The sequence below is a fragment of the Sphingorhabdus sp. genome (assembly GCF_040079335.1).
Taxonomy (GTDB): domain Bacteria; phylum Pseudomonadota; class Alphaproteobacteria; order Sphingomonadales; family Sphingomonadaceae; genus Sphingorhabdus_B.
The window spans coordinates 11260-32034 of record NZ_JBEBKL010000019.1 but is presented as its reverse complement, the minus strand read 5'-3'; the positions used below and the strand labels follow the sequence as shown (position 1 = coordinate 32034).

The 20775-nt window shown below is 58.4% G+C and carries 14 protein-coding genes; 4 read left to right on the top strand and 10 right to left on the bottom strand.

The annotated features are described in order from the left end of the window. Positions 1-100: 100 nt before the first annotated feature. Positions 101-883 carry a peptidoglycan editing factor PgeF gene (pgeF, locus tag ABL922_RS07260; protein WP_349023543.1) on the bottom strand — a complete coding sequence of 261 codons (783 nt, stop codon included), beginning with the start codon at positions 881-883 and terminating at the stop codon, positions 101-103. Between the two features lie 164 nt (positions 884-1047). Here pgeF and ABL922_RS07255 point away from each other — a divergent pair, with 164 nt between their 5' ends. Both ABL922_RS07255 and ABL922_RS07250 read left to right on the top strand, forming a co-directional pair. Then, positions 1048-1869 carry an SDR family oxidoreductase gene (locus ABL922_RS07255; protein WP_349023542.1) on the top strand — a complete coding sequence of 274 codons (822 nt, stop codon included), beginning with the start codon at positions 1048-1050 and terminating at the stop codon, positions 1867-1869. Positions 1870-1942: 73 nt separating this feature from the next. Continuing rightward, on the top strand, positions 1943-2728 hold the full coding sequence (locus tag ABL922_RS07250) for an alpha/beta fold hydrolase (RefSeq protein ID WP_349023541.1): 786 nt from the start codon (positions 1943-1945) through the stop codon (positions 2726-2728). A gap of 48 nt (positions 2729-2776) precedes the next feature. Here ABL922_RS07250 and ABL922_RS07245 read toward each other — a convergent pair whose 3' ends face one another. The 5 genes from ABL922_RS07245 to gltB form a co-directional block, all read right to left on the bottom strand. After that, positions 2777-4366 (bottom strand): wax ester/triacylglycerol synthase family O-acyltransferase, encoded by a 1590-nt coding sequence (locus ABL922_RS07245; protein ID WP_349023540.1) that lies wholly within the window; start codon positions 4364-4366, stop codon positions 2777-2779. Positions 4367-4419: 53 nt separating this feature from the next. Further along, positions 4420-5343, bottom strand: a complete 924-nt coding sequence (locus ABL922_RS07240) for a DMT family transporter (RefSeq protein ID WP_349023539.1) — start codon at positions 5341-5343, stop codon at positions 4420-4422. Further along, a complete protein-coding gene (locus tag ABL922_RS07235) occupies positions 5340-6341 on the bottom strand; it encodes a beta-eliminating lyase-related protein (RefSeq protein WP_349023538.1) in 1002 nt (333 codons plus the stop codon). Before ABL922_RS07235 ends, ABL922_RS07240 begins: the two co-directional genes overlap by 4 nt. 96 nt (positions 6342-6437) lie before the next feature. Next, on the bottom strand, positions 6438-7874 hold the full coding sequence (locus ABL922_RS07230) for a glutamate synthase subunit beta (RefSeq protein WP_349023537.1): 1437 nt from the start codon (positions 7872-7874) through the stop codon (positions 6438-6440). A 17-nt stretch (positions 7875-7891) separates the two neighbouring features. Next, on the bottom strand, positions 7892-12532 hold the full coding sequence (gene gltB / locus ABL922_RS07225; RefSeq protein WP_349023536.1) for a glutamate synthase large subunit: 4641 nt from the start codon (positions 12530-12532) through the stop codon (positions 7892-7894). A 259-nt stretch (positions 12533-12791) separates the two neighbouring features. Here gltB and ABL922_RS07220 point away from each other — a divergent pair, with 259 nt between their 5' ends. Next, the gene (locus ABL922_RS07220; RefSeq protein ID WP_349023535.1) at positions 12792-14777 is read left to right on the top strand and encodes a hypothetical protein; all 1986 of its coding nucleotides are present in this window, start codon (positions 12792-12794) and stop codon (positions 14775-14777) included. Between the two features lie 128 nt (positions 14778-14905). Next, positions 14906-15973, top strand: a complete 1068-nt coding sequence (locus ABL922_RS07215) for a serine protease (RefSeq protein ID WP_349023534.1) — start codon at positions 14906-14908, stop codon at positions 15971-15973. Positions 15974-15990: 17 nt separating this feature from the next. Here ABL922_RS07215 and ABL922_RS07210 read toward each other — a convergent pair whose 3' ends face one another. From ABL922_RS07210 to ABL922_RS07195, 4 genes are all read right to left on the bottom strand, one after another. Next, positions 15991-16254: a hypothetical protein gene (locus ABL922_RS07210; RefSeq protein WP_349023533.1), complete on the bottom strand. Its 264-nt coding sequence runs from the start codon at positions 16252-16254 to the stop codon at positions 15991-15993. Between the two features lie 33 nt (positions 16255-16287). Then, positions 16288-18228: a TIR domain-containing protein gene (locus tag ABL922_RS07205; protein ID WP_349023532.1), complete on the bottom strand. Its 1941-nt coding sequence runs from the start codon at positions 18226-18228 to the stop codon at positions 16288-16290. Positions 18229-18382: 154 nt separating this feature from the next. Beyond that, positions 18383-19558, bottom strand: coding sequence for an acyl-CoA dehydrogenase family protein (locus tag ABL922_RS07200; RefSeq protein WP_349023531.1), 1176 nt, complete (start codon positions 19556-19558; stop codon positions 18383-18385). Continuing rightward, positions 19551-20717: an acyl-CoA dehydrogenase family protein gene (locus ABL922_RS07195; protein ID WP_349023530.1), complete on the bottom strand. Its 1167-nt coding sequence runs from the start codon at positions 20715-20717 to the stop codon at positions 19551-19553. The genes ABL922_RS07200 and ABL922_RS07195 overlap by 8 nt, the downstream gene beginning before the upstream one ends. Between the last annotated feature and the right edge of the window lie 58 nt (positions 20718-20775).

Below are 20775 nucleotides of genomic sequence, written 5' to 3'. Positions count from 1 at the left end.
TTCCCGCGAAGGCGGGAATCCAACGCCTGCCGTTTAAGTTCGCGCCTCCGGGGTTGGACCCCCGCCTTCGCGGGGGTGACGAGATGTTGGAGATACGGGATCATGTTGCCAATCCGATCAATGAAATTTCGCGCCCATAACCTGGCTCGTCCCGATGGCAGCTGCGGCGATAGCTGAAAAAGCGATCCGGCTGCGAATAGGTGTCTTCACCTAGACATTCGACTTTGGTTATACCTGCCACCGCCAATCGAGCGGCGACATAGCCCTCAATATCAAACTGCCAATGACCCGGTTTCCCGCTGCCAAAGAAGCGCTCATGTTCGTCGGCTTGCTCGACAAAGCGGCGGTAGAAGCCATCGTCGACCTCATAGCTTTTTTGCGCGATGCAGGGGCCGATTGCGCAAGCGATGCGACTACGATCCGCGCCCAACGCCTCCATCGCGACCAAAGTATTGTCGGTGATGCCTGAAATCGCACCCTTCCAACCGGCATGGGCAGCGCCGATGATGCCAGCCTTATGGTCGGCAAACAACACAGGCACGCAGTCTGCGGTCAATATGCCGAGCAAAAGGCCCGGCCTATCAGTGACCATCGCATCAGCCTGCGGGCGCGCATCCAAGGATACCGCTTCGGTCACGGTCACAACATCGGGCGAATGGATTTGGTGGACAGTGACCAGCTCGGCGCTGGACAATATAGCCTCAGCAGCGCGTCGGCGATTTTCGAGCACGGCCGCGCGGTCATCATCCGATCCCAGTCCGACATTCAGGCCTGCGTGGATGCCCACTGAAACGCCTCCGCGTCGCCCCAGAAAGCCATGCGGAATGTTGCCCAGCAGTTTGCTGCCCAAAACTTCGATAATGTCCTTGGGACCGCTCACCATTTGATTCTATTCGCAGGCCATGCAGACTTAATCAACACTCGTCATTCCCGCGAAGGCGGGAATCCATCTCCGATCGGATAGGTTTACTCCAGCGTCGCAAGGTTTAAACCGTGGGCTCAAGTGATGGATTCCCGCCTTCGCGAGAATGACGAAGAGCTAAGAATGTGAGCAAGTTATTCATTTTCGGAATGGGTTATACGGCGAGCCGCTTGGCTGTGCAATTGCGCAGCGACGGCTGGGAGGTGGTTGGCACCAGCCGGAAAGCATCATCCGCATCGATTGCCTTCAACGATGATGTCGCCATTCTCAGCGCTCTGTCTGAGGCGACGCACATTTTATCTTCTGTGCCGCCGTCGCGCGACGGGGGCGATCCTGTGCTCGAACGCTATGGAGAAGCTATCGCAGCCGCGTCTGCCCAATGGATCGGCTACCTCTCCTCAACGGGCGTCTATGGCGACACGCAAGGCGCATGGGTCGACGAAAGCGCGTCGGTCGGGTCTGGCAGGCGCAGCGCGCGCGCAGCCGCCGATTTGGAATGGCAGCAACTTCGCGATGATGTGCGCATTTTCCGGCTTCCTGGCATCTACGGCCCTGGACGCTCCGCGCTGGAAAGGGTGCGCGAAGGCAAGGCACACCGCATTGATTTGCCCGACCAGATATTCAGCCGTGTCCATGTCGACGATATTGTGTCCGGGTTGATGGCAAGCTTTTTCGGGCCATTGGGGATCTACAATCTGTCAGACGATTTTCCGTGCAGCCAGAATGCCGTCATCGAGTTTGCGAGCTTGCTATTGGGAACTGCGACACCACTGATGCTGTCCCTGGAACAGGCGCAGCTTTCGCCAATGGCCGCGGCCTTTTATGCCGAAAATCGACGGATTTCGAACCGAAAAGCCAAAAGAGTGTTGGGGTGGGGTCCGCAATATCGGGATTATAAACAAGGGCTTACTGCGCTGTTCCACAGTTTTGGGCAAAAAGTCGATTGACGGCGACTCCTGCTTAGGACAGCCTCTTCCAAAATCCGGCTTAGAACCGGCAAATATTCGCAGGAGAGTGCTATTGGCAACTGCCGCTATTGAAGACGTGTCGCGTCCCTCGCTGTTTCTCGCATTGACCGAATTGCCTCGCGCAATGGCCGAATTGGGCTCGATGCCCTGGGCAAGCCCTATCCTGATGCAGGCCCCCAAGGGCGACGGCCATCCGGTGCTGTTGCTGCCCGGCTTCATGGCAACCGAATTTTCGATGCGGCCGCTTCAGGCCTATCTCGACAAGCTGGGCTATAATGTTTTCCATTGGGAACTGGGCCGCAATTTGGGGCCCCGCGCCATTGGCCATGATGGCGAGCATCTGATTGCGCGGCTTGAGCAGATTTTTGCCGAAACCGGTCGCAAGGTCACGCTCGTAGGCTGGTCGCTGGGCGGAACGCTGTCTCGCCAGCTTTCGCGCCGTCGTCCGGATATGGTGCGGCAGGTTATTTCGCTGGGTTCGCCCATTGTCGGCAGCCCCAAATCAACCAATGCTTGGCGCGCCTATCAGTTGCTGACCGGGCACAATATCGAGGATCCCGACGTACAGGCGCAACTGGCAGAAAGCCATGAAGTGCCGCCAGTGCCTTCCACTGCGATTTTCTCGCGCCAGGACGGCGTGGTTGCATGGCAAAACAGCCGTGAACCCAAGGCACCACAAACCGACAATATCGAGGTCAAGGGCAGCCATTGCGGACTTGGCGTCAACCCGACGGTGCTGTGGGCGATTGCCGACCGGCTGGCTTTGCCCGAGGGTGAATGGAAGCCGTTCGAACGTGGTGGCGTGAAAAGCCTGATCTACCCCTCTTCAGGGCATTGATTTCTAAGACTTAACGTGAACGTGGACCGGGGGAACACCCGGGCCTTTTCACTTTTTGGTCTTGGCTTTTGGTTTGGCAACCGGCTTTGCCGCCTTTGCTAAAGTCTTTTTCACTGTCTGCTTTTTCGTTGCCGTTTTGGCCTTTACTGGCTTCACCACTGCCTTTTTTGCTGGTGCTGCCTTAGCCTCAGGCTTCACAGCTGTTTCTGCCTTCGGTGCAGCCTTGGGCGTCGCGCCCAGCAACTCCTCATAGGCCTCGTTCAACGCTGCGGCATAATTAGCCGGATCGGGGATCATTTCGCGGTCGCTGGTGAAGGAAATCGCGATGTCTGGCCCATAGCTGTAGATCGCATTGATCATGCCCATGCCGTCGAAAATCGGCCCCGTGCCCATCATCCGGACCATCTTGGCACCAGCAAAGTATAACGGGACACGCGGACCCGGCACATTGGTTGCGACCACATTGAACACCGGCGAATGCAGGTTCGAAACGCCCAGTCGCGAGTAAAGTCGAGCCCCCAGTCCGGCGAGGCCGGAGGGGATGAACTGGCTATATTCGGTCAACGTCCGCGCCCCGACCGCATTGGTCATCGCCTTCGAGTTGAGCGCTTCCTTGCGAACAAAGGCCAGCCGTTCCATCGGGTCTTCGATATGCGTGCCGAGTTGCACCAGCATCGCCGAGACCAGATTGCCCAGCGCCTCCTTTTCGCCCTCTGCGCGCACCGAAATAGGCGCCATCGCAGTCAGGCTGTCCTTGGGCAGGGCTTTGCGTTGCTGCAGATATTTGCGCAGGCCACCGCCAATAATGGTCAGGATAACATCGTTGACGGTTGCGCCCTCGATCCGGTCCTTGATCGACCTTATCCCTGCCAGCGGCAGGACAGTGCTGTCCCACACACGGTGCGGGCTGACCTTGCCGTTGAGAATGGTCTGCGGCGCCATTTTTGCGCCCTTCAGCGATACGTCGCCGCCTGCGACCTCGCGAATGAGCCGCGCTGCGCCGGGCACGGTCTGAGCCAGAGTCTTGGCAAAGCGCACCGGTTGGGTGACCGAATTCATCCATGTGCGCATCAGCATTTCGGTGACGGCAGGCTCGTTCTCGCCCTTCCATTTCGGTTTGGCGGAACGGTCCACAGGTACAGGTTCGATGTCGTGCACGGCGGCGGACAATTCGACCCCCGACATACCGTCGATCGCCGCATGGTGCACCTTCGCCACCAGAGCGAAACAGCCCTTGGGCAAGCCCTCGATATTGTCGAGGCCCTCTACAATGTTGAATTCCCACAGCGGTTTGGAAAGGTCCATTCCGCGCGCATGGAGGCGCGCGACCTGAATGCACAATTGCCGCCAGTCGCCGGGGTGGGGCAGGGCGATGTGGCGGACATGATATTCGAGGTCGAAATTGGGGTCGTCGATCCAGTAGGGATGGTCGAGATCGAAGGGAACGCGGACGAGTTTCTGGCGGAAACTGCGCGCCTTGTCCAAACGGCTTTCGACATGCGCTAAAATGTCCTTGAAACGGACAAAGCCCCCCGGTGCTGTCGACGGATCATAAATCCCCACTGATCCGATGTGCATCGGTGTATTGGGGGTATCGAGATAGACGAAACTTGCGTCCTGCCCGCTTAGCTGCTCCATGATTTTCTCCTCTCCAAAGAGGAGACTAACGCCGCTTTTGCCGCTTGGCGAGTCTAACGCGAACGCATTGCTACGACGAGGCCCAGCGTGGCCAATATGGCGCCTCCAGCAGCCAGCGCCGACCAGTCATAGCCTTCGAAAAACGTCGATAGCAGCATCGCGACAACGGGGATGAGCACGCTGGTATAGGCGGCTTTGCCGGGGCCAATCTTGCGGATGAGGTCGAAATAGAGCGGGAAGGTGACCACCGAGCCGATGATGCCCAGATACAGCACCCCGCCCAGATAGCCAGCACGCATCTCTATTGCCGGCGGACCGTGGTAGATGAAGGACCAGGCTGCATTGGCGAGCGCACCCCACAACATCGACCAGGCAAGGATCGTCGTTGTAGGATAGCGGCTGACCGAGGGAGCCACCTGCATCACGTTGGAGACCGAGGCGCATATGACACTCACCAGCGTCAGCGCGGTCCCTAGTAGCACTTCATGCCCGCCAACCGGTGCGGCACGATATTCCTGCGCCATCAGCAAGGCGACACCGGCGGTAGCGATGATGGAACCGATGACGAAGTTACGGCTAAACTGGCGACCGAGCCACCATTTGCCGAGCAAGGCATTGGGAATGATCAGCAATGCGAAGATAACGGCGACCAGCCCTGATGTGATGTGATGCTCCGCCGCATAGACGAAGTTGAAATTCAGCGTGAACTGCATCACGCCGAGCAATAAGGTCCACTTGAGACCGGTGCCGTCGATGCGCAGCGATTGGCGCATGATTGCAGACAGCATGAACATTCCCGCCGCCGCCACGGCAAAGCGGTAACTGACCGACCAGCTTGCGGGCACCGTGCCCAACTGGTCACGGATGACGAGCCACGTTGAACCCCAGATCAGCGAGACGACCAGGAAAGGGATTGCAATGCGCGGGTTAAGCAAGCCGGGTTCAGCGGCTGTGGCAGAGGGTGGGGAAGGGGTCACAGCGTCGCGATAGCTTTGGCGAGTGGTGCAATATCCTCTTCACGGTGATGCCAGCTGGTTACAAGGCGCGCAGCACCGTCGCCCCAATCGTAAAAGTCGAAGCCTTGCGACCGAAGCGTAGCCGCCTCAGCCGCAGACAGTCGAACGAATATTTCATTGGCTTCAACCGGATAGAGCAACCTTTCGGGCGCGGCCCCGGCGATGATTTGTGCAGCGGCATTTGCGGCCTTGGCGTTATCGAGCCACAAATCGGCTTTCAGGAACGCAAGTAGCTGCGCCGCCAGAAACCGCCCCTTGGATAGCAAATGCCCTGCGCGCTTGCGACGATAGCGCGCTGCATCAGCAAGCGCCGGATCGAAATAGACCAAAGCCTCGGCATTCATTCCACCATTTTTGGCGAACCCAAAGCTGAGGACATCAACCCCGGCGCGCCACGTCACGTCTGCAGGTGTGCAGCCAAGTGTCGCAACCGCATTGCCGAACCGCGCGCCATCCATGTGCAGACCCAGCTTGCGTTCGGCGCATAAGGCGCCAAGTGCCGCGACTTCTTCAGGCCGGTAAACCAGCCCATATTCGGTCGCGTTGGTCATGGAAACCGCTGCAGCCTGCACCTGATGCACATCGGGCCGGATGGTCGAAAGAAGGTCGCAGACGGTTTGCGGCGAAATCTTCGCGCCGTCGCCATCCACCAGCATTAATTTGGCGCCGCCGGTGTAAAATCCAGGCGCGCCGCATTCGTCGACTTCGATATGCGCTTCGCGGTGGCAGATGATGCCCTGATGCGGCTGCACCATTGACGCGAGCGCGAGGCAGTTGGCGGCTGTGCCGGTTGAAACCCACAACACGGCCACATCGCGTTCGAACAGTTCAGAAAATGCTATATCCAGCCGATGGCTTAAAGCGTCGCCGTCATAGGCCGTATCGACGATGTTTGCATCGGCTATGGCCTGCATGATCTTTGGATGCACGGGGGCAGCGTTGTCGGAAAAGAAGCGCATGCCGTCGCCCAACGCGAAAACGAACCTGCCGTCAAGAGAGCGAATTAGCCTGCCGCAAATGGGAAGCAGTTTAAATGCTTCCCAGACAGCTAATATCTATTGCGGTAGCTCGGATGCGCCCATCAGGTGCAAATCGACCGATCGTGCGCATTGCCGTCCTTCCCGGATCGCCCAGACGACAAGGCTCTGGCCGCGCCGCATGTCACCACAGGCGAACACACCTTCCTGGCTGGTCATATAGTCGCTGATGTTGGCAGCAACATTGCCGCGGGCATCCAATGCGACTTCGGACTGGTCGACCATTCCGGCCTTGCGCGGGCCGGTGAAGCCCATCGCGAGGAAAATCAGGTCGGCTTTGATGACAAACTCGCTTCCGGCAACCTCTTCCATCCGACCGTCCGACCAGTCGAGGCGGATGCATTCGAGCCCGGTGACCTGCCCGTTTTCGCCAATCACGCGCTTGGCATTGATCGCCCAATCGCGGTCGCAGCCCTCTTCATGGCTGGACGAGGTGCGCAGCTTGAGCGGCCAATCGGGCCAGACCATAGCCTTGTCCTCACGCACGGGCGGCTTGGGCATGATTTCGATCTGTGTCACCGAAGCGGCACCCTGACGGTTGGAGGTGCCGACACAGTCGGAGCCGGTGTCGCCGCCGCCGATGACGATAACATGCTTGCCGGTTGCGACAATCGAACCACGCGGCGCCGCGCGGGTTTCGTCGTCACCTGCATTGCGCTTGTTCTGCTGGGTCAGAAATTCCATCGCGAGGCGCACGCCTGCCATTTCGGCACCCGGAATGTTTAGCTGGCGCGCTTCTTCGGCGCCGCCGGACATCACCACAGCGTCGAAATTCTCGCGAAGAGACTCCATCGAGACATGCACACCGATTTCGGTCGATTCTTTGAGCACCACACCTTCGGCCTGCATTTGCATCAGGCGTCGGTTGATCAGGTCCTTCTCCATCTTGAAGTCGGGGATGCCGTAGCGGAGCAGACCGCCCATCCGGTCGTTCTTTTCGAACAGGGTCACGCTGTGCCCGGCGCGCGCCAGTTGCTGCGCACAGGCCATGCCTGCTGGGCCAGCGCCGACCACAGCCACCGACTTACCCGTTTTGCGCGCTGGAATTTGCGGCTGGATCCAGCCTTCCTGCCATCCGCGATCGACTATGGCGCATTCGATCGACTTGATCGTGACAGGTGCGTCATCAATGTTGAGCGTGCAGCTTGCCTCGCACGGGGCGGGGCAGATACGGCCTGTGAATTCGGGGAAGTTGTTGGTGCTGTGCAGCACTTCCAATGCATTCTGCCAGTCGCCTTCATAGACCAGATGGTTCCAGTCCGGGATGATGTTGTTCACCGGGCAGCCATTGTGGCAATAGGGGATACCGCAATTCATGCAGCGTGACGCCTGTGCCTTCAGCTTCTCCTCGGGCAGCGGCACGACAAATTCCTTGTAGTGCTTCAACCGCTCCTCGGCGTCTGAATAGCTCCGGTCTTGCCGGTCGAGTTCGAGAAAGCCTGTTGCCTTGCCCACTTTATTGCTCCGTAATCTTATTCAGCCGCGACATGGGCAGCGGAAAGGCGTTCGGCCTCGAGCTGCTTCAGCGCGCGTTTGTAATCCTTCGGCATGATCTTGACGAATTTGCCAAGTGCGTTCGGCCAGTCGTCAAGAATAGCGCGAGCGCGCTTGCTGCCGGTGTAGAGATGGTGGCGTTCGAGCAGGATGCGCAGGCGTTCTGCTGAATGGTAAAGCATATCGCCCATGCCGAAGTCGGTTACGCTCGATGCGCGCTGCGCCGGTGCGCCTGTGCTGTTTTCAGCCTCGGGACCATCGGGCTCGATTGCCTCGACATCGACCATCGCCATGTTGCAGCGTTCGCGGAAGCGGCCATCCTCGTCATAGACATAGGCGACGCCGCCTGACATGCCCGCGGCAAAGTTGCGCCCGGTCTTGCCGAGCACAGCGACAACGCCGCCGGTCATATATTCACAGCCATGATCGCCCGTGCCTTCGACCACCGCGAGCGCGCCCGAATTGCGAACGGCAAAGCGTTCGCCAGCCACGCCGCTGAAATAGGCCTCGCCTGCGATCGCACCATAAAGCACGGTGTTGCCGACAATGATATTCTCGGTCGGCTCGCGCTTCACATGTGCCGGTTGCTTCACGATCACGCGACCGCCCGACAGGCCCTTGCCGACATAGTCATTGGCATCGCCAGTGAGTTCGAGCGTGATGCCATGCGCGAGGAACGCGCCAAAGCTCTGCCCCGCAACGCCGGTGAAGGCGATCTGAATGGTGTTTTCGGGCAAGCCCGCATGACCATATTTCTTGGCCACCTCACCCGAAAGCATCGCGCCGACGGTGCGGTTGAGGCTCCTCACCTCCCGTTCGATCCGGACGGCTTCGCCCTTTTCCAAAGCGGGGGCGGCAGCAGCGATCAGATCCTGATCGAGCGCCTTGTCAAGCCCGTGATCCTGCGTTTCCGTGTGGTGCAGCGGCAGGCCCTTGGTGTCGACGACATGCAGCAGGCGCGACAGATCAATGCCCTGCGCCTTCCAGTGATGGATCGCCTTCTTCATGTCGATGCGGTCGACGCGGCCGACCATTTCCTCAAGCGTGCGAAAGCCCATTTCGGCCATGATCGCGCGCAATTCTTCGGCGACGAAGAAGAAGTAATTGATAACATGCTCAGGCTGGCCGGTGAAGCGCGCGCGCAGAACTGGGTCTTGCGTTGCCACACCCACAGGGCAGGTATTCAGATGGCATTTGCGCATCATGATGCAGCCCGCCGCGATCAGCGGTGCAGTGGCAAAGCCGAACTCGTCCGCACCCAGCAACGCGCCAATGGCCACGTCGCGTCCGGTGCGAAGCCCGCCGTCAACCTGCACCGCAATGCGGCTGCGCAAATTGTTGAGCAGCAGTGTTTGCTGGGTTTCGGCGAGGCCGATTTCCCAAGGTGAACCCGCATGGGTCAGCGAGGTCAGCGGCGATGCGCCGGTGCCGCCCTCATAACCCGAAATCGTGACATGGTCCGCACGCGCCTTTGAAACACCAGCGGCAACCGTGCCAACGCCGACTTCGGAGACGAGTTTCACCGAAATCCGCGCACCGGTGTTGACGTTTTTCAGGTCGTGGATCAGCTGCGCCAGATCCTCAATCGAATAGATGTCGTGATGCGGCGGGGGCGAGATGAGGCCGACACCCGGAGTCGAATGGCGGGTTGCGCCGATGGTCTTGTCGACCTTGTCGCCGGGCAGCTGGCCGCCTTCTCCGGGCTTTGCACCCTGCGCCATCTTGATCTGGATATCGTCGGCATTGACCAGATATTCCGCGGTCACGCCAAAGCGGCCGGAGGCGACCTGCTTGATCGCCGAGCGCATCGAATCGCCATTGGGCAGCGTCTTGAACCGCTTCGGGTCTTCGCCGCCTTCGCCGGTGTTTGATTTGCCGCCAATGCGGTTCATCGCCACGGCAAGCGTGGTATGCGCCTCCCACGAAATCGAGCCATAGCTCATCGCGCCGGTGGCGAAGCGCTTGACGATTTCGGATGCGGGTTCAACCTCGCTGATGTCGATCGGCTTTTCCGCTGGTTTCAGCTCCATCAGCCCGCGGATGGTCAGCAGGCGTTCGCTCTGTTCGTTGATCGACTTGGCGAACTCGGCATAATTTTTGGGATCGTTGCCGCGCACGGCATGCTGCAGCTGGCCGACATTGGCTGGCGTCCAGGCATGGTCCTCACCCCGGATGCGATAGCCATAGATGCCGCCGACATCGAGCATGTTTTTGTAGATAGGATTGTCGCCATAGGCTGCGGCATGGCGACGGACGGTTTCTTCTGCGACCTGCGCCAAGCCGACGCCTTCGATCGTGGTTGCGGTGCCGGTGAAATAGTTACCGACAAATGCAGACGACAGGCCGACTGCGTCGAAAATCTGCGCACCGCAGTAAGATTGGTAAGTCGAAATGCCCATCTTGGACATGACCTTGAGCACACCCTTGCCCACCGCCTTGATATAGTTTTTCTGAACCTCGTAAGTCGATAGCGAGAGGCCCTGACGCACGCGGATTTCCTCGAGCGTTTCAAAGGCGACATAGGGGTTGATCGCTTCGGCCCCATAGCCCGCGAGCACGCAGAAATGGTGCACTTCGCGCGCTTCGCCGGTCTCGACCACAAGGCCAGTCTGCATACGCAGGCCTTGACGGACGAGGTGGTGGTGGACGGCAGCCGTTGCCAGCAAGGCGGGCATGGCAATCCGGTCGGGCCCTTGGGCGCGGTCGGAAAGAATGAGGATATTCTTGTCCTGCAACACCGCTTCCGTGGCGGCCCAGCACATTTCCTTGATCGCCATTTCAAGGCCCGCGGCGCCGCTCGCCGCATCCCAGGTCATATCGACGGTTTCGGCGCGGAACGCGGCATCGAGCGCATGTTCGACCGAACGGATCTTGGCGAGATCGGCATTGGTCAGGATTGGCTGGTCAACCTCAAGCCGCTTGTGCGTGCCCGCATCATGGCCGAGCAGATTGGGTCGCGGGCCGATCATCGAGACGAGGCTCATTACTAGCTCTTCGCGGATCGGATCGATCGGCGGGTTGGTGACCTGCGCGAAATTCTGCTTGAAATAATCGTAGAGCAGCCGCGACTTGTTCGACAGCACAGCTATCGGAGTGTCGGTACCCATCGAGCCCAGCGGGTCGTCGCCATTGGCAGCCATCGGCTCAAGGAATTTGCTGATATCCTCTTGCGTATAGCCAAAGGCCTGCTGGCGATCGAGCAAGGCGGCGTGATCGTTGACCAGCGGCGCTTCGGCGACTTCGACATCGTCGAGGTCTTTCAGCTTATACTGCGCGGCTTCGAGCCATTTGGCATAAGGCTCTGCCGTCGCCAGCTCTGCTTTGATTTCCTCATCCTCGATGATGCGGCCCTGCTCCATATCGATGAGCAGCATCTTGCCCGGCTGGAGCCGCCATTTGCGGACGATATTGTCTTCCTTGATCGGCAGTACACCGCTTTCCGACGCCATGATGACATGGTCGTCGTCAGTCACACAGAATCGGGCAGGACGCAGGCCGTTGCGGTCGAGTGTGGCGCCGATCTGGCGGCCATCGGTGAAGGCGACGGCGGCCGGGCCATCCCATGGCTCCATCAGCGCTGCATGATATTCATAGAAGGCGCGGCGGTTGGCATCCATCATCGGATTGCCGGCCCATGCCTCTGGGATCAGCATCATCACCGCATGCGATAGCGAATATCCACCAGCGAGCAGCAGTTCGAGCGCATTGTCTAGGCACGCCGTGTCCGACTGGCCGTGCGGGATGATCGGCCACATCTTGTCGAGATCTGGCCCCATCAGGTCCGATTCCATCGTGCGGCGGCGCGCATTCATCCAGTTCACATTGCCGCGAACCGTGTTGATTTCGCCATTATGTGCCACCAAGCGATAGGGGTGCGCGAGTTTCCAGCTGGGGAAAGTGTTGGTCGAAAATCGTTGGTGGACCAGTGCGAGAGCAGATTGGCACAGCGGGTTGCGCAGATCGTCATAGAAGCTGCCGACCTGGCCCGCGAGCAGCAACCCCTTATAGACCACCGTGCGCGTCGACATCGACGGGATGTAGAAGCTCGAAAGACCGGGCAGTCCATGCTTTTCTTCAAGCGCCGCCAACGGATTTTGTGCCTGCTTGCGGATCGCTAGAAGTTTGCGTTCAAACGCTGCTTCGTCGGCACAATTCTCGCCACGCCCGATGAATAGCTGACGGATCACCGGCATCTGCTCGATCACCGCCTTGCCAAGGCCATCCAGCGTCGTTGGCACATCGCGCCAGCAAAGGATTGTCTGGCCTTCCTTGACGATGAAGCTCTCAAAATTTGCGATACCGAATTCGCGCGCCGCTTCATTTTGCGGCAGGAAGCACATGACAACGGCATAATCACCCGGCGGCGGCAGGGTGACACCTGCGCCCTTGGCCCAGTCACGGTAGAGTGCATCAGGAATCTGGATCAATATGCCAGCGCCATCGCCCAGCAACGGATCGGCGCCCACCGCACCACGATGGTCAAGATTGACGAGAATCTGCAGGCCGCGCTCGATGGTCGAATGCGTTTTGGTTCCCTTTATATTCGCGATGAAGCCGACGCCGCAGGCGTCATGCTCATTACGTGGGTCATACAGTCCCTGTGCCGGAGGAAATCCCATGGCGTACCCTTGTCGTCCGAATCTGGTGAAATTTGATTCGCGGTAGCGGGATGTTTGCGTAATTAAAAGTCATCTTGCGACGTTTGTCGAAAGTAAACTTGCAGGGCTGTTAAGCTAGGGTTTCCACCGATCGTCTTTCAAAAGCTCCATTCCGCAAAACAGCGACGGTGGAACGACAGCAGAGGATTCAGAGAGCTTGAACTAGCCAATCTCTCGCTTTAGTCTTTCAAACGAATTGTCAGAGGGGCAGGGACAGCGAATGCTACGAGACGATGCCGACAATTCAGGCTTGATTGCGCCAAAAGTCTCGCTTGATATCGGCATTACCGGCCATCGCACTAGGCACCCGGTTTTTTCCGCAAACAGTGCAGCGATTGCCCGCAGCCTTACTGAACTGATAGCGTTTCTCGATCAAACAGCTGTCAAAATGGCCCAAACCTCAGACAAAGCGCGCCCGCTGGTTCGGCTGCATTCATTGCTCGCCTATGGTGCGGACTTGATGGCCGTCAAATCCGCAACCGCCACTGGTTGGCCGGTGATCGCGCCGCTCCCTTTCGGTCGGGCGCTCAATCTGGCCGTCAATGCGCAGCCGACAAGTCTGGATGATATGCGCGCATTGTTGAACGGGCAGGACCCGATTGATCCGATGACCTCCGACCGCGCTGCCGAAATCCGTTCGACTGAATATGAGGTCAGTGCATTCGAACTCGCCGAACAGGACGATGTCGTAGAGGCTCTGTTCGCAACCCACCTCACCGACACCAGCGATGGCGCCGCCGAGCAGGCATTTTTTGCGCTTTGCTCGGATCGTGCGGCAATGGCGGCGCGGGTGATGATTGAGCAATCTGATATCGTCATCGGGATTTGGGACGGCGTAACGCACGGGTCGATTGGCGGCACAAGGCACACGATAGAGGCTGCTCTTGAGCAAGGTGTCCCAGTCATCTGGATCGACGCCCGAGACCCGCAAGGCTGGCACCTGCTGCAAGCAAAGGAGCAACTGGCTGCACTTACCGGTAGGGCGTCTGCAGCAAGAGATAAGTCAGGCATATCGGCGTTGATACATGTTGCCCTTTGTCCTTCCGGGGATGGCTGGAAGGGCGTCAGCCGGCATGAAAAATGGCGGGACAAAAGCAATCCTTTGCTCCATGCCTACCGCCGTATCGAGGCCATGTTCGGCGAGCCACGGAACCGGCCACTGCGAAACCTGACCCAGCATTATGAGAAGCCTGACGCCATTGCCGCGGGTAGTGGAGCAGAGATGCTGGCTGCGGCGGCCAAGCTGGACGGCATTGATCCTGCCATGCCCCCGCGTATTGCAGACGAAGTGATGCGTCCTTTTGCCTGGGCCGACGGCGTTTCGACCTGGCTGTCTGATGCCTATCGCGGCAGCATGGTCGCCAGCTTTTTCCTCTCTGCCTTCGCGATCGTCGGTGGGATCGCCTATCTGCCCTTTGCCAGCATTGAACAGAAATGGTGGTTCGCTGCCTTTGAATTCGTGTTGCTTTTTGCCATCATTGGCATCTTCTTTACGGGCAAACGCAAGCGTTGGCATGAGCGCTGGTTCGAAATCCGGCGCGTCGCCGAATATTTCCGCCATGCGCCCATCCTGCTGTTGCTGGGTGCAGCACGCCCTATCGGGCGATGGCCGCGCGGATCAGGAGGAAACTGGCCCGAATGGTATGCGCGGCACGCGTTGCGAAACATCGGTTTGCCGCAGATCAGGATAACGTCGACCTTTCTAAAAGGTGCCCTGGCGCTGATGTGCGATCATCATGTTTGCCCGCAGCGCGATTATCACCGCATCAAGGCCGCCCGGCTAAAGCGTGCGCAACACAATCTGGACCGCTTGTCCGAAATATTGTTCCTGTTTGCTGTAATATCTGTGGCGGTGTATCTGTTGATCGAGATTGGCGCGGTAACTGCCTGGCTTCCGGCGGGCTTGCCGCATTCGGTCGCCAAGCTTTTCACCTTTCTGGGAGTTTTGTTTCCGACAATGGGTGGAGCGTTTGCGGGTGTACATTATTTCGGAGATTTTGAACGCTTTGCCGCGATATCGGAAATCACGGCTGAAAAGCTCGACGATATAGCAACGCGGATCGGCTTTTTGCGGTCGGCGCCGGACAGAGAGATCACCTATGCACGCGTTTCTGGTCTTGCCCATGCCATTGACGATATTGTGGTGGACGAAATCGAAAACTGGCAATCGGTGTTTGCAGGCAAACGCATAACCGTTCCGGTTTAAAAGCGAGCCACGGTCGACAGTAAGGCGACATTGACTCGTCCTTTTTTTGGGTGCCTTATCGCCACAATTCGGCAGACAGAACCTGGAGAGAGCCCATGTCTTGGCGGTCCATTTTTTTTTCGATTATAGTGCTGGCGACCAGTAGCGGTGCATTCGCACAAGCCGATGGGGATATTCAAGCAGACCAGCAAGAGGTTGACCAACAAGAAGAAGAGCAACCGCTCCCCCCAAATGTCGGAGTTGAGTATCTCTCGGCAGAGTCGCCCGAATCCTCCTGGCTCGAATCTGATCTGACCGACAGCAGTGATCCTGAAGAAGAGTCGGACAGCAGTGAACGCGGGGAGGAGCTTATTCGCGAACCCACCGGTATTCCCGACGTCGAAGCTGTATATTTCGACGCATCTGATGCCGAGCAATCGGCAGGTCCTACACGTGGTTCGTTTGGCGGCCACACGGTCAACGATGCCGAGGCGCCCTGGCAAGCCCAGATTTTCTATCCGGGGAATGCGCCCGTATATGCTAAATATCTCGCCAAAGGGGAAAAATTGTGGGCCTTGCAGCATGTCTGTGGAGGCGCGCTGATTCATCGACAATGGGTGTTAACTGCGGCACATTGCGTTGATAAATCGATGAAAGAGTCAGGGCACAGAATCAGGCTGGGTCAGGAAGATATCTCAAAGTCCGGAGCATGGACCTATGACATAATCGATGTCAAAATCCATGCTTCACCGCCGAGCGGAAATGGACTTCGGACAAATGACATTGCGTTAATAAAAATTCAGATCGATCCGAATAAGGCACCGCCGGTTTCACAAGTGCGGCCAATAGGCCTTTATCGCAGGCAAGATCCTGCACATGGCTATGGAGTAACGGCATTTGGCTGGGGTAAAATAAGCAATGCTGGACGTACGAACTCCCTGTTGTTGCAAGTTCCGCTAACGATTCAGAATCGTACCGATTGCAGGAAGCAACTCGCCGCATTGATTGATCAACGGGTGGTTTGCGCCGTATCGCCTGTCCGGAAAACCTGCACCAATGATAGCGGTGGGCCGTTGATCAACAAATCGCGAGAGCTGGTGGGTATTGTCAGCGGAGGCGGTACATCCTGTTCGCCCGATGGCGTGCCCACCGTGTTCACTTTTGTCTCCAACTTTTACCAATGGATAAACAAGGAGACGGGCGGGGCGGTGCGTTAGCACCGCCCCGAAGTCATTTAGTTGCTCGGACCTACCTTTACGGCACCCGTTTGTTCACCCGCAGCAGCGGGAGCGGCAGCGGCTGCGTCGTCAGCAGCAGCTTCACCTTCCTTGGCAGTATCAGCGGCCGGCGCCGCAGCGGCATCGGCGGGTGCAGCGGCCGCATCAGCAGGTGCGGCTGCTTCTTCGGTTGCCATCGTTTCTTCTTCAGCAGCTGGTTGGCAAGCCGCCAAAATCATGCTCGACGCGACAATGGTCGATGCAATTATCAATTTACGCATGGTCTCTCTCCCCTGTTGAAATGGGAGTTTAATTTACCCGAACCCCATCGCCTTAAGCAACCGAATAAAATCGGGCAGTTTGCGCAGCGGGTCGAGCATCGGATCATAGCCGACCGCCGTCATGCCGCCATCGCGTAGCTCACGTGCTTTTGAGAGCGCCAGCACTGCTTCTGCAGTCTTGCCCCATTGCGCAAGTATCTGGCCCTGTTGGTATAAAGATACCGTCTCGGTGTCGTTGACCAGTTCGTCATAGGCCGCTTTGGCGGCGGCGGTATTTCCCAAGCGGTGCTGGGCAATGGCGACACCGGCGAGCTTCGACCATTTGTGGCTGTCGGCCTCGAACTCGCCGAGCGCCTCGCGGTTCTTGTTTTGCGCAAGGAGCGCCATGCCGATCCGCGAACGGGTGTCGGTCAGTTCGGGGCTGATCCTGATGGTTTCACGGACGGCGGCGATCGACTCCGCATAGCGTCGCGCCGCAAAATGTACCGTCCCCAAAATGCGGTGGATCAATGCGTTGAGCGGGTCGAGCAGCACCGAGCGGCTGATCGCCGTCATCGCCTCACTGTCCCGACCGGTCGCGGCACAATAGACTGCGAAACGGGCGAGTACCGGAGCCTCCCCTTCGCCGAGCTTATAAGATAGATCGAATGGTGCGCGCGCCGCTTTTATGTCGAGAACGCCTTGAAACAGGATCAACGCCAAGGCTGAATGTGCATCCGCCAGACGCGGTGCCAGCTCGACCGCACGTCTGGCCGATGAAATCGCGGTATCATAATAGAGCTTTATCTCGGCCGCGCTGCCATATTGGCCGGCCACCGAAGCCAGCGCGCGGGCTCGGCCAGCATGCGCAGCTGCAAAATCGGGGTCCGCCGAAATAGCGGCCTCGAACCGAGTTACCGCTTCACGTTCTTCAGCTTCGTTGCTTGCATGGGCATAAAGGTCCTTGCCGCGCAGATAACGATCGTAAGCGACGACATTCGATGTCCCGCCAACAACAGCGCCGCCGCTGCCCAATTCGGTTGCAAGTTCCGCAGCGATCGCCCCGGCGATTTCCCGCTGCACCGCAAGGACATCGTCGAGTGGCTTTTCAAAAGTGCGTGATGGACGGTTTACGCCGGTCTTACCGTCGATAAGGTCGATCGTCACACGTATAACGCCATTAGCCACCCTGACGGCGCCGTCGATGAGAAGCGCTGCGCGCAACTTCCGTGCGAATGCCACAATGTCTTCCTTGCCGCGATCGAACGCTTCGGAAGATGCTTGGCCAACCACCTGCAAAGCCCCGTTTTGCGACAGGGTAGATCGGATCTCGGTCGACAATCCATCCGCGAGATAGCCAAAAGCCGGATTTCCGCTGATATTGTCGAACGGCAAGATGGCGACGCGGTTCGCATTTGCGGCATTCCCGCCGAACAAACCTGATCGATAGGAAGCAAAACCCGCCGCCAATAGGGCAGTCGCTGCTCCGGCGCCAATCACCGCATTGCGGCGATTGAGCAACGGCTGTCGGGGAGCCGAACGGGGGATGGCCTCCTGCGGCCTCGCGCCGTGCATCGCGCCTACCGCCTGCAGCATGCGTTGCACTTCGGTGTCTTTCGCGCTCAGTTTGGAGTGCGAAAGATCAATCGCCTGGAATTGCCCAAAACCCAATGGAGGAAGCGCGCCGTCGAGCGAAAGTGGAACCAAAACCCGCCGGTCTCTTCCCCGCGTCGCCTCGTCATGGACCCAGTGTGACTCGATGGAGTTTTTAGACCACAACACGACAACGGCTTGCGCCCTTTCAAGCGCATCCGCGGTTGTGCGTGAGAAGCGGTCTCCACCTCCCAGCAGTCCATCCCACCAGACAGAAAAACCAGCGGCTTCGATCAGGCCGATGATTTGTTTGGCTTTGGCCTGATCCGCACGGGCGTAGCTGAAGAAAACGGATGCTGATTTTGCGCCGGGATCGGCGTTTTCCGGGTCGTTAGCGGTCAATTCTCAGCGCCCCTTCCCGTCCAAAAGGGCTGGCCACCATCGCAGCCCTGTCAGTCAGTATTTGTCCCATTGTTTACCAATGGTTGCAACCGGTTTCTGTGCTGCAATCTGCCATCAAATTGGTCGGGAAGCAGGTTTAGGCAGGACGGATTGCTCAGGCCTGTGCAGCTTTCCAGTCGCGTCTAATCTTTTTGGCGAGGCTCCATTTGTGCACCTCGGTCGGGCCGTCATAGATGCGAAAGGCGCGGACTTCGCGGAAGATTTGTTCGACAATGGTCTGGTCGGTCACCCCGGTGCCGCCCATCACCTGAACGCAGCGGTCGGCGATACGCATCAACGCTTCGGACACCGCGACCTTGGTCATAGAGCTTTCGACTGTTCCCAGTGAGCCGGTGTCGAGCACCGAGGCGCACCAATCGATCATCAACTGCGCCTGCTTCAGATCGATGAGATTTTCGGCCAGCATGAAGCCGACGCCTTCATGGTCGATCAGTGGCTTTCCGAATGCCTCACGGCGGTTGGCATAGTCTGAGGCGATTTCATGCGCCCGTTCGCAGCAGCCGTGCCAGCGCATACAATGCGACAGCCTTGCGGGCGAGAGACGGATTTGGGCATATTTGAAGCCTTCGCCGGCTACGCCGAGCATCTGGTCGGCAGGGACGCGCAGATTGTCGATAATCACCGTTGCATGTCCGCCGGGCATCGAATTGTCGATGGTGTTGGGCACATGTTCGATGCGGATGGCAGGGTCGGGCAGATCGACCAGAAACATGCAGGCCCCTTCATCGGCCTTCGCCATAACAATGCCGACGGTCGCGCCTTCGGCCCCAGTAATGAACGCCTTGCGGCCATTGATGACCCAGTGATTGCCTTCGAGCTTGCAGGTTGTTTTCATCATCGACGGGTCGGAGCCTGCGCCGTTTTCTGCTGCCGGTTCGGTCATGAAAAAGGCCGATCGTGCGCGACCTTCGACCAGCGGCTTCAGAAAGCGCTGCTTCATCTCCGGACTGCCGACATGGCCGATCAGGTACATATTGCCCTCGTCAGGGGCCATGGTGTTGACCGCAAGCGGACCGAGCGGCGACAAGCCGGATTTTTGCAGAACAAAGGCGGTTTCAAGCTGGGTCAGATGCGAACCATCGGCCAAGACATGCGGCGTCAACACACCAGCCGCGCGTGCCTTGTCCCGCATCTCATAGACCAGTGCGTCAAGCGGCGCGCCATGATGGTCGCGGCGCGGATCCTTTTCGTAAGGGATCACGACGTCGCGGACGAAACGCTCAACATTCGCGCCAATTTCGAGTGCGCGTTGGGAAAGATTGTCAGCCACTTATGGCCCTCCATAATATGTTCTTCTGAATTTCGGTCGAGCCGCCATAGATGGTCTGTGCGCGTTCGAAGAAATAGGATTGCGGGGCAATGGCGCAGGCGGGTGGAACCAGCGGTGCGACCTTGGCCCAATCGGCCTGTGCATGGTCTGGCATCGGCGCGCGGCCCGGCCCGGCTATGTCGACTGCCAACGCAGAGATTGCCTGCGCGCACTCGGTGCAGGCGATTTTCAGGAAGGCCGCGGTTGCCATCTCCATGTCGGTGCCGAGCACGCGCAAAATTGCAGATTCGATGACATCGAGTTTGGCCTCGATACCCGCCAGCTTATGGACCAACGCTGCCTTTTCACCGCACTCGCGCCATTGTGCCAAGCGGGCGCGCAACCGCTCTATATCGCGCCGCTTCGCGCCAATATGCGCATAGGACAGCCGCTCATTCTTCAGCAGGACATTGGCATAATGCCAGCCCTTGCCCTCATCACCGATGCGAAATTCGGCAGAGACACGGACATTGTCAAACTCGACGCGGTTGAGCTCGGCAGAACCGTCGATCAGCGGAATCGGGTGCACTGTAACACCAGGCAGATCCATCGGTACGCAGATCATCGAAATGCCGTCCTGCTTGCGCGCCTCTTTCGATGTGCGTGCGAGGCAGAAGATCCAGTTCGCCCAATGCGCGCCCGAGGTCCAGATTTTGGCACCATTGATGACATAGTCATCACCATCGCGCACCGCAGACAGTCGTAGGCTGGCAAGGTCAGACCCCGATTCAGGTTCCGTATAGCCCTGCGCCCAGAAATCGCGCGATTCGAGGATGCCAGTCAACCAGCGGGCCTTTTGCTCTTCGGTTCCAAAGGCGCAAAGTATCGGACCTATATAGATCACCGACATCGGAATGATCGGCGCGGCACCGGCAAGGTCGAGTTCCTGATCGAAAATATAACGTTCAACCGCCGACCAGCCTGTGCCGCCATCCTCTTTGGGCCATCCGACGCCCAGCCAACCCTTGGCGTTCAGCGCCTGTTGCGACAATATCTGATCGGATTTTTTCAGCCGCTGCCCGCTCGCGATTTTTTCGCGGACCGATTGAGGATAGTCGGTCGCGAAAAAATTGCTGACCTCTTCGCGCAATTCGGCCAATCGATTTGGACGGTCGGACAATGCGCCTCTCCTATTGGGGCTTGAACTTAATCTAATGCTATTCGATCAATACTTTGAA

Coding starts and splice junctions, on each gene's coding strand:
- ABL922_RS07245 (WP_349023540.1), bottom strand. CDS start 4,366: ATGGAGCAGCTAAGCGGGCAGGACGCAAGTTTCGTCTATCTCGATACC.
- pgeF (WP_349023543.1), bottom strand. CDS start 883: ATGGTGAGCGGTCCCAAGGACATTATCGAAGTTTTGGGCAGCAAACTG.
- ABL922_RS07220 (WP_349023535.1), top strand. CDS start 12,792: ATGCTACGAGACGATGCCGACAATTCAGGCTTGATTGCGCCAAAAGTC.
- gltB (WP_349023536.1), bottom strand. CDS start 12,532: ATGGGATTTCCTCCGGCACAGGGACTGTATGACCCACGTAATGAGCAT.
- ABL922_RS07210 (WP_349023533.1), bottom strand. CDS start 16,254: ATGCGTAAATTGATAATTGCATCGACCATTGTCGCGTCGAGCATGATT.
- ABL922_RS07235 (WP_349023538.1), bottom strand. CDS start 6,341: ATGCGCTTCTTTTCCGACAACGCTGCCCCCGTGCATCCAAAGATCATG.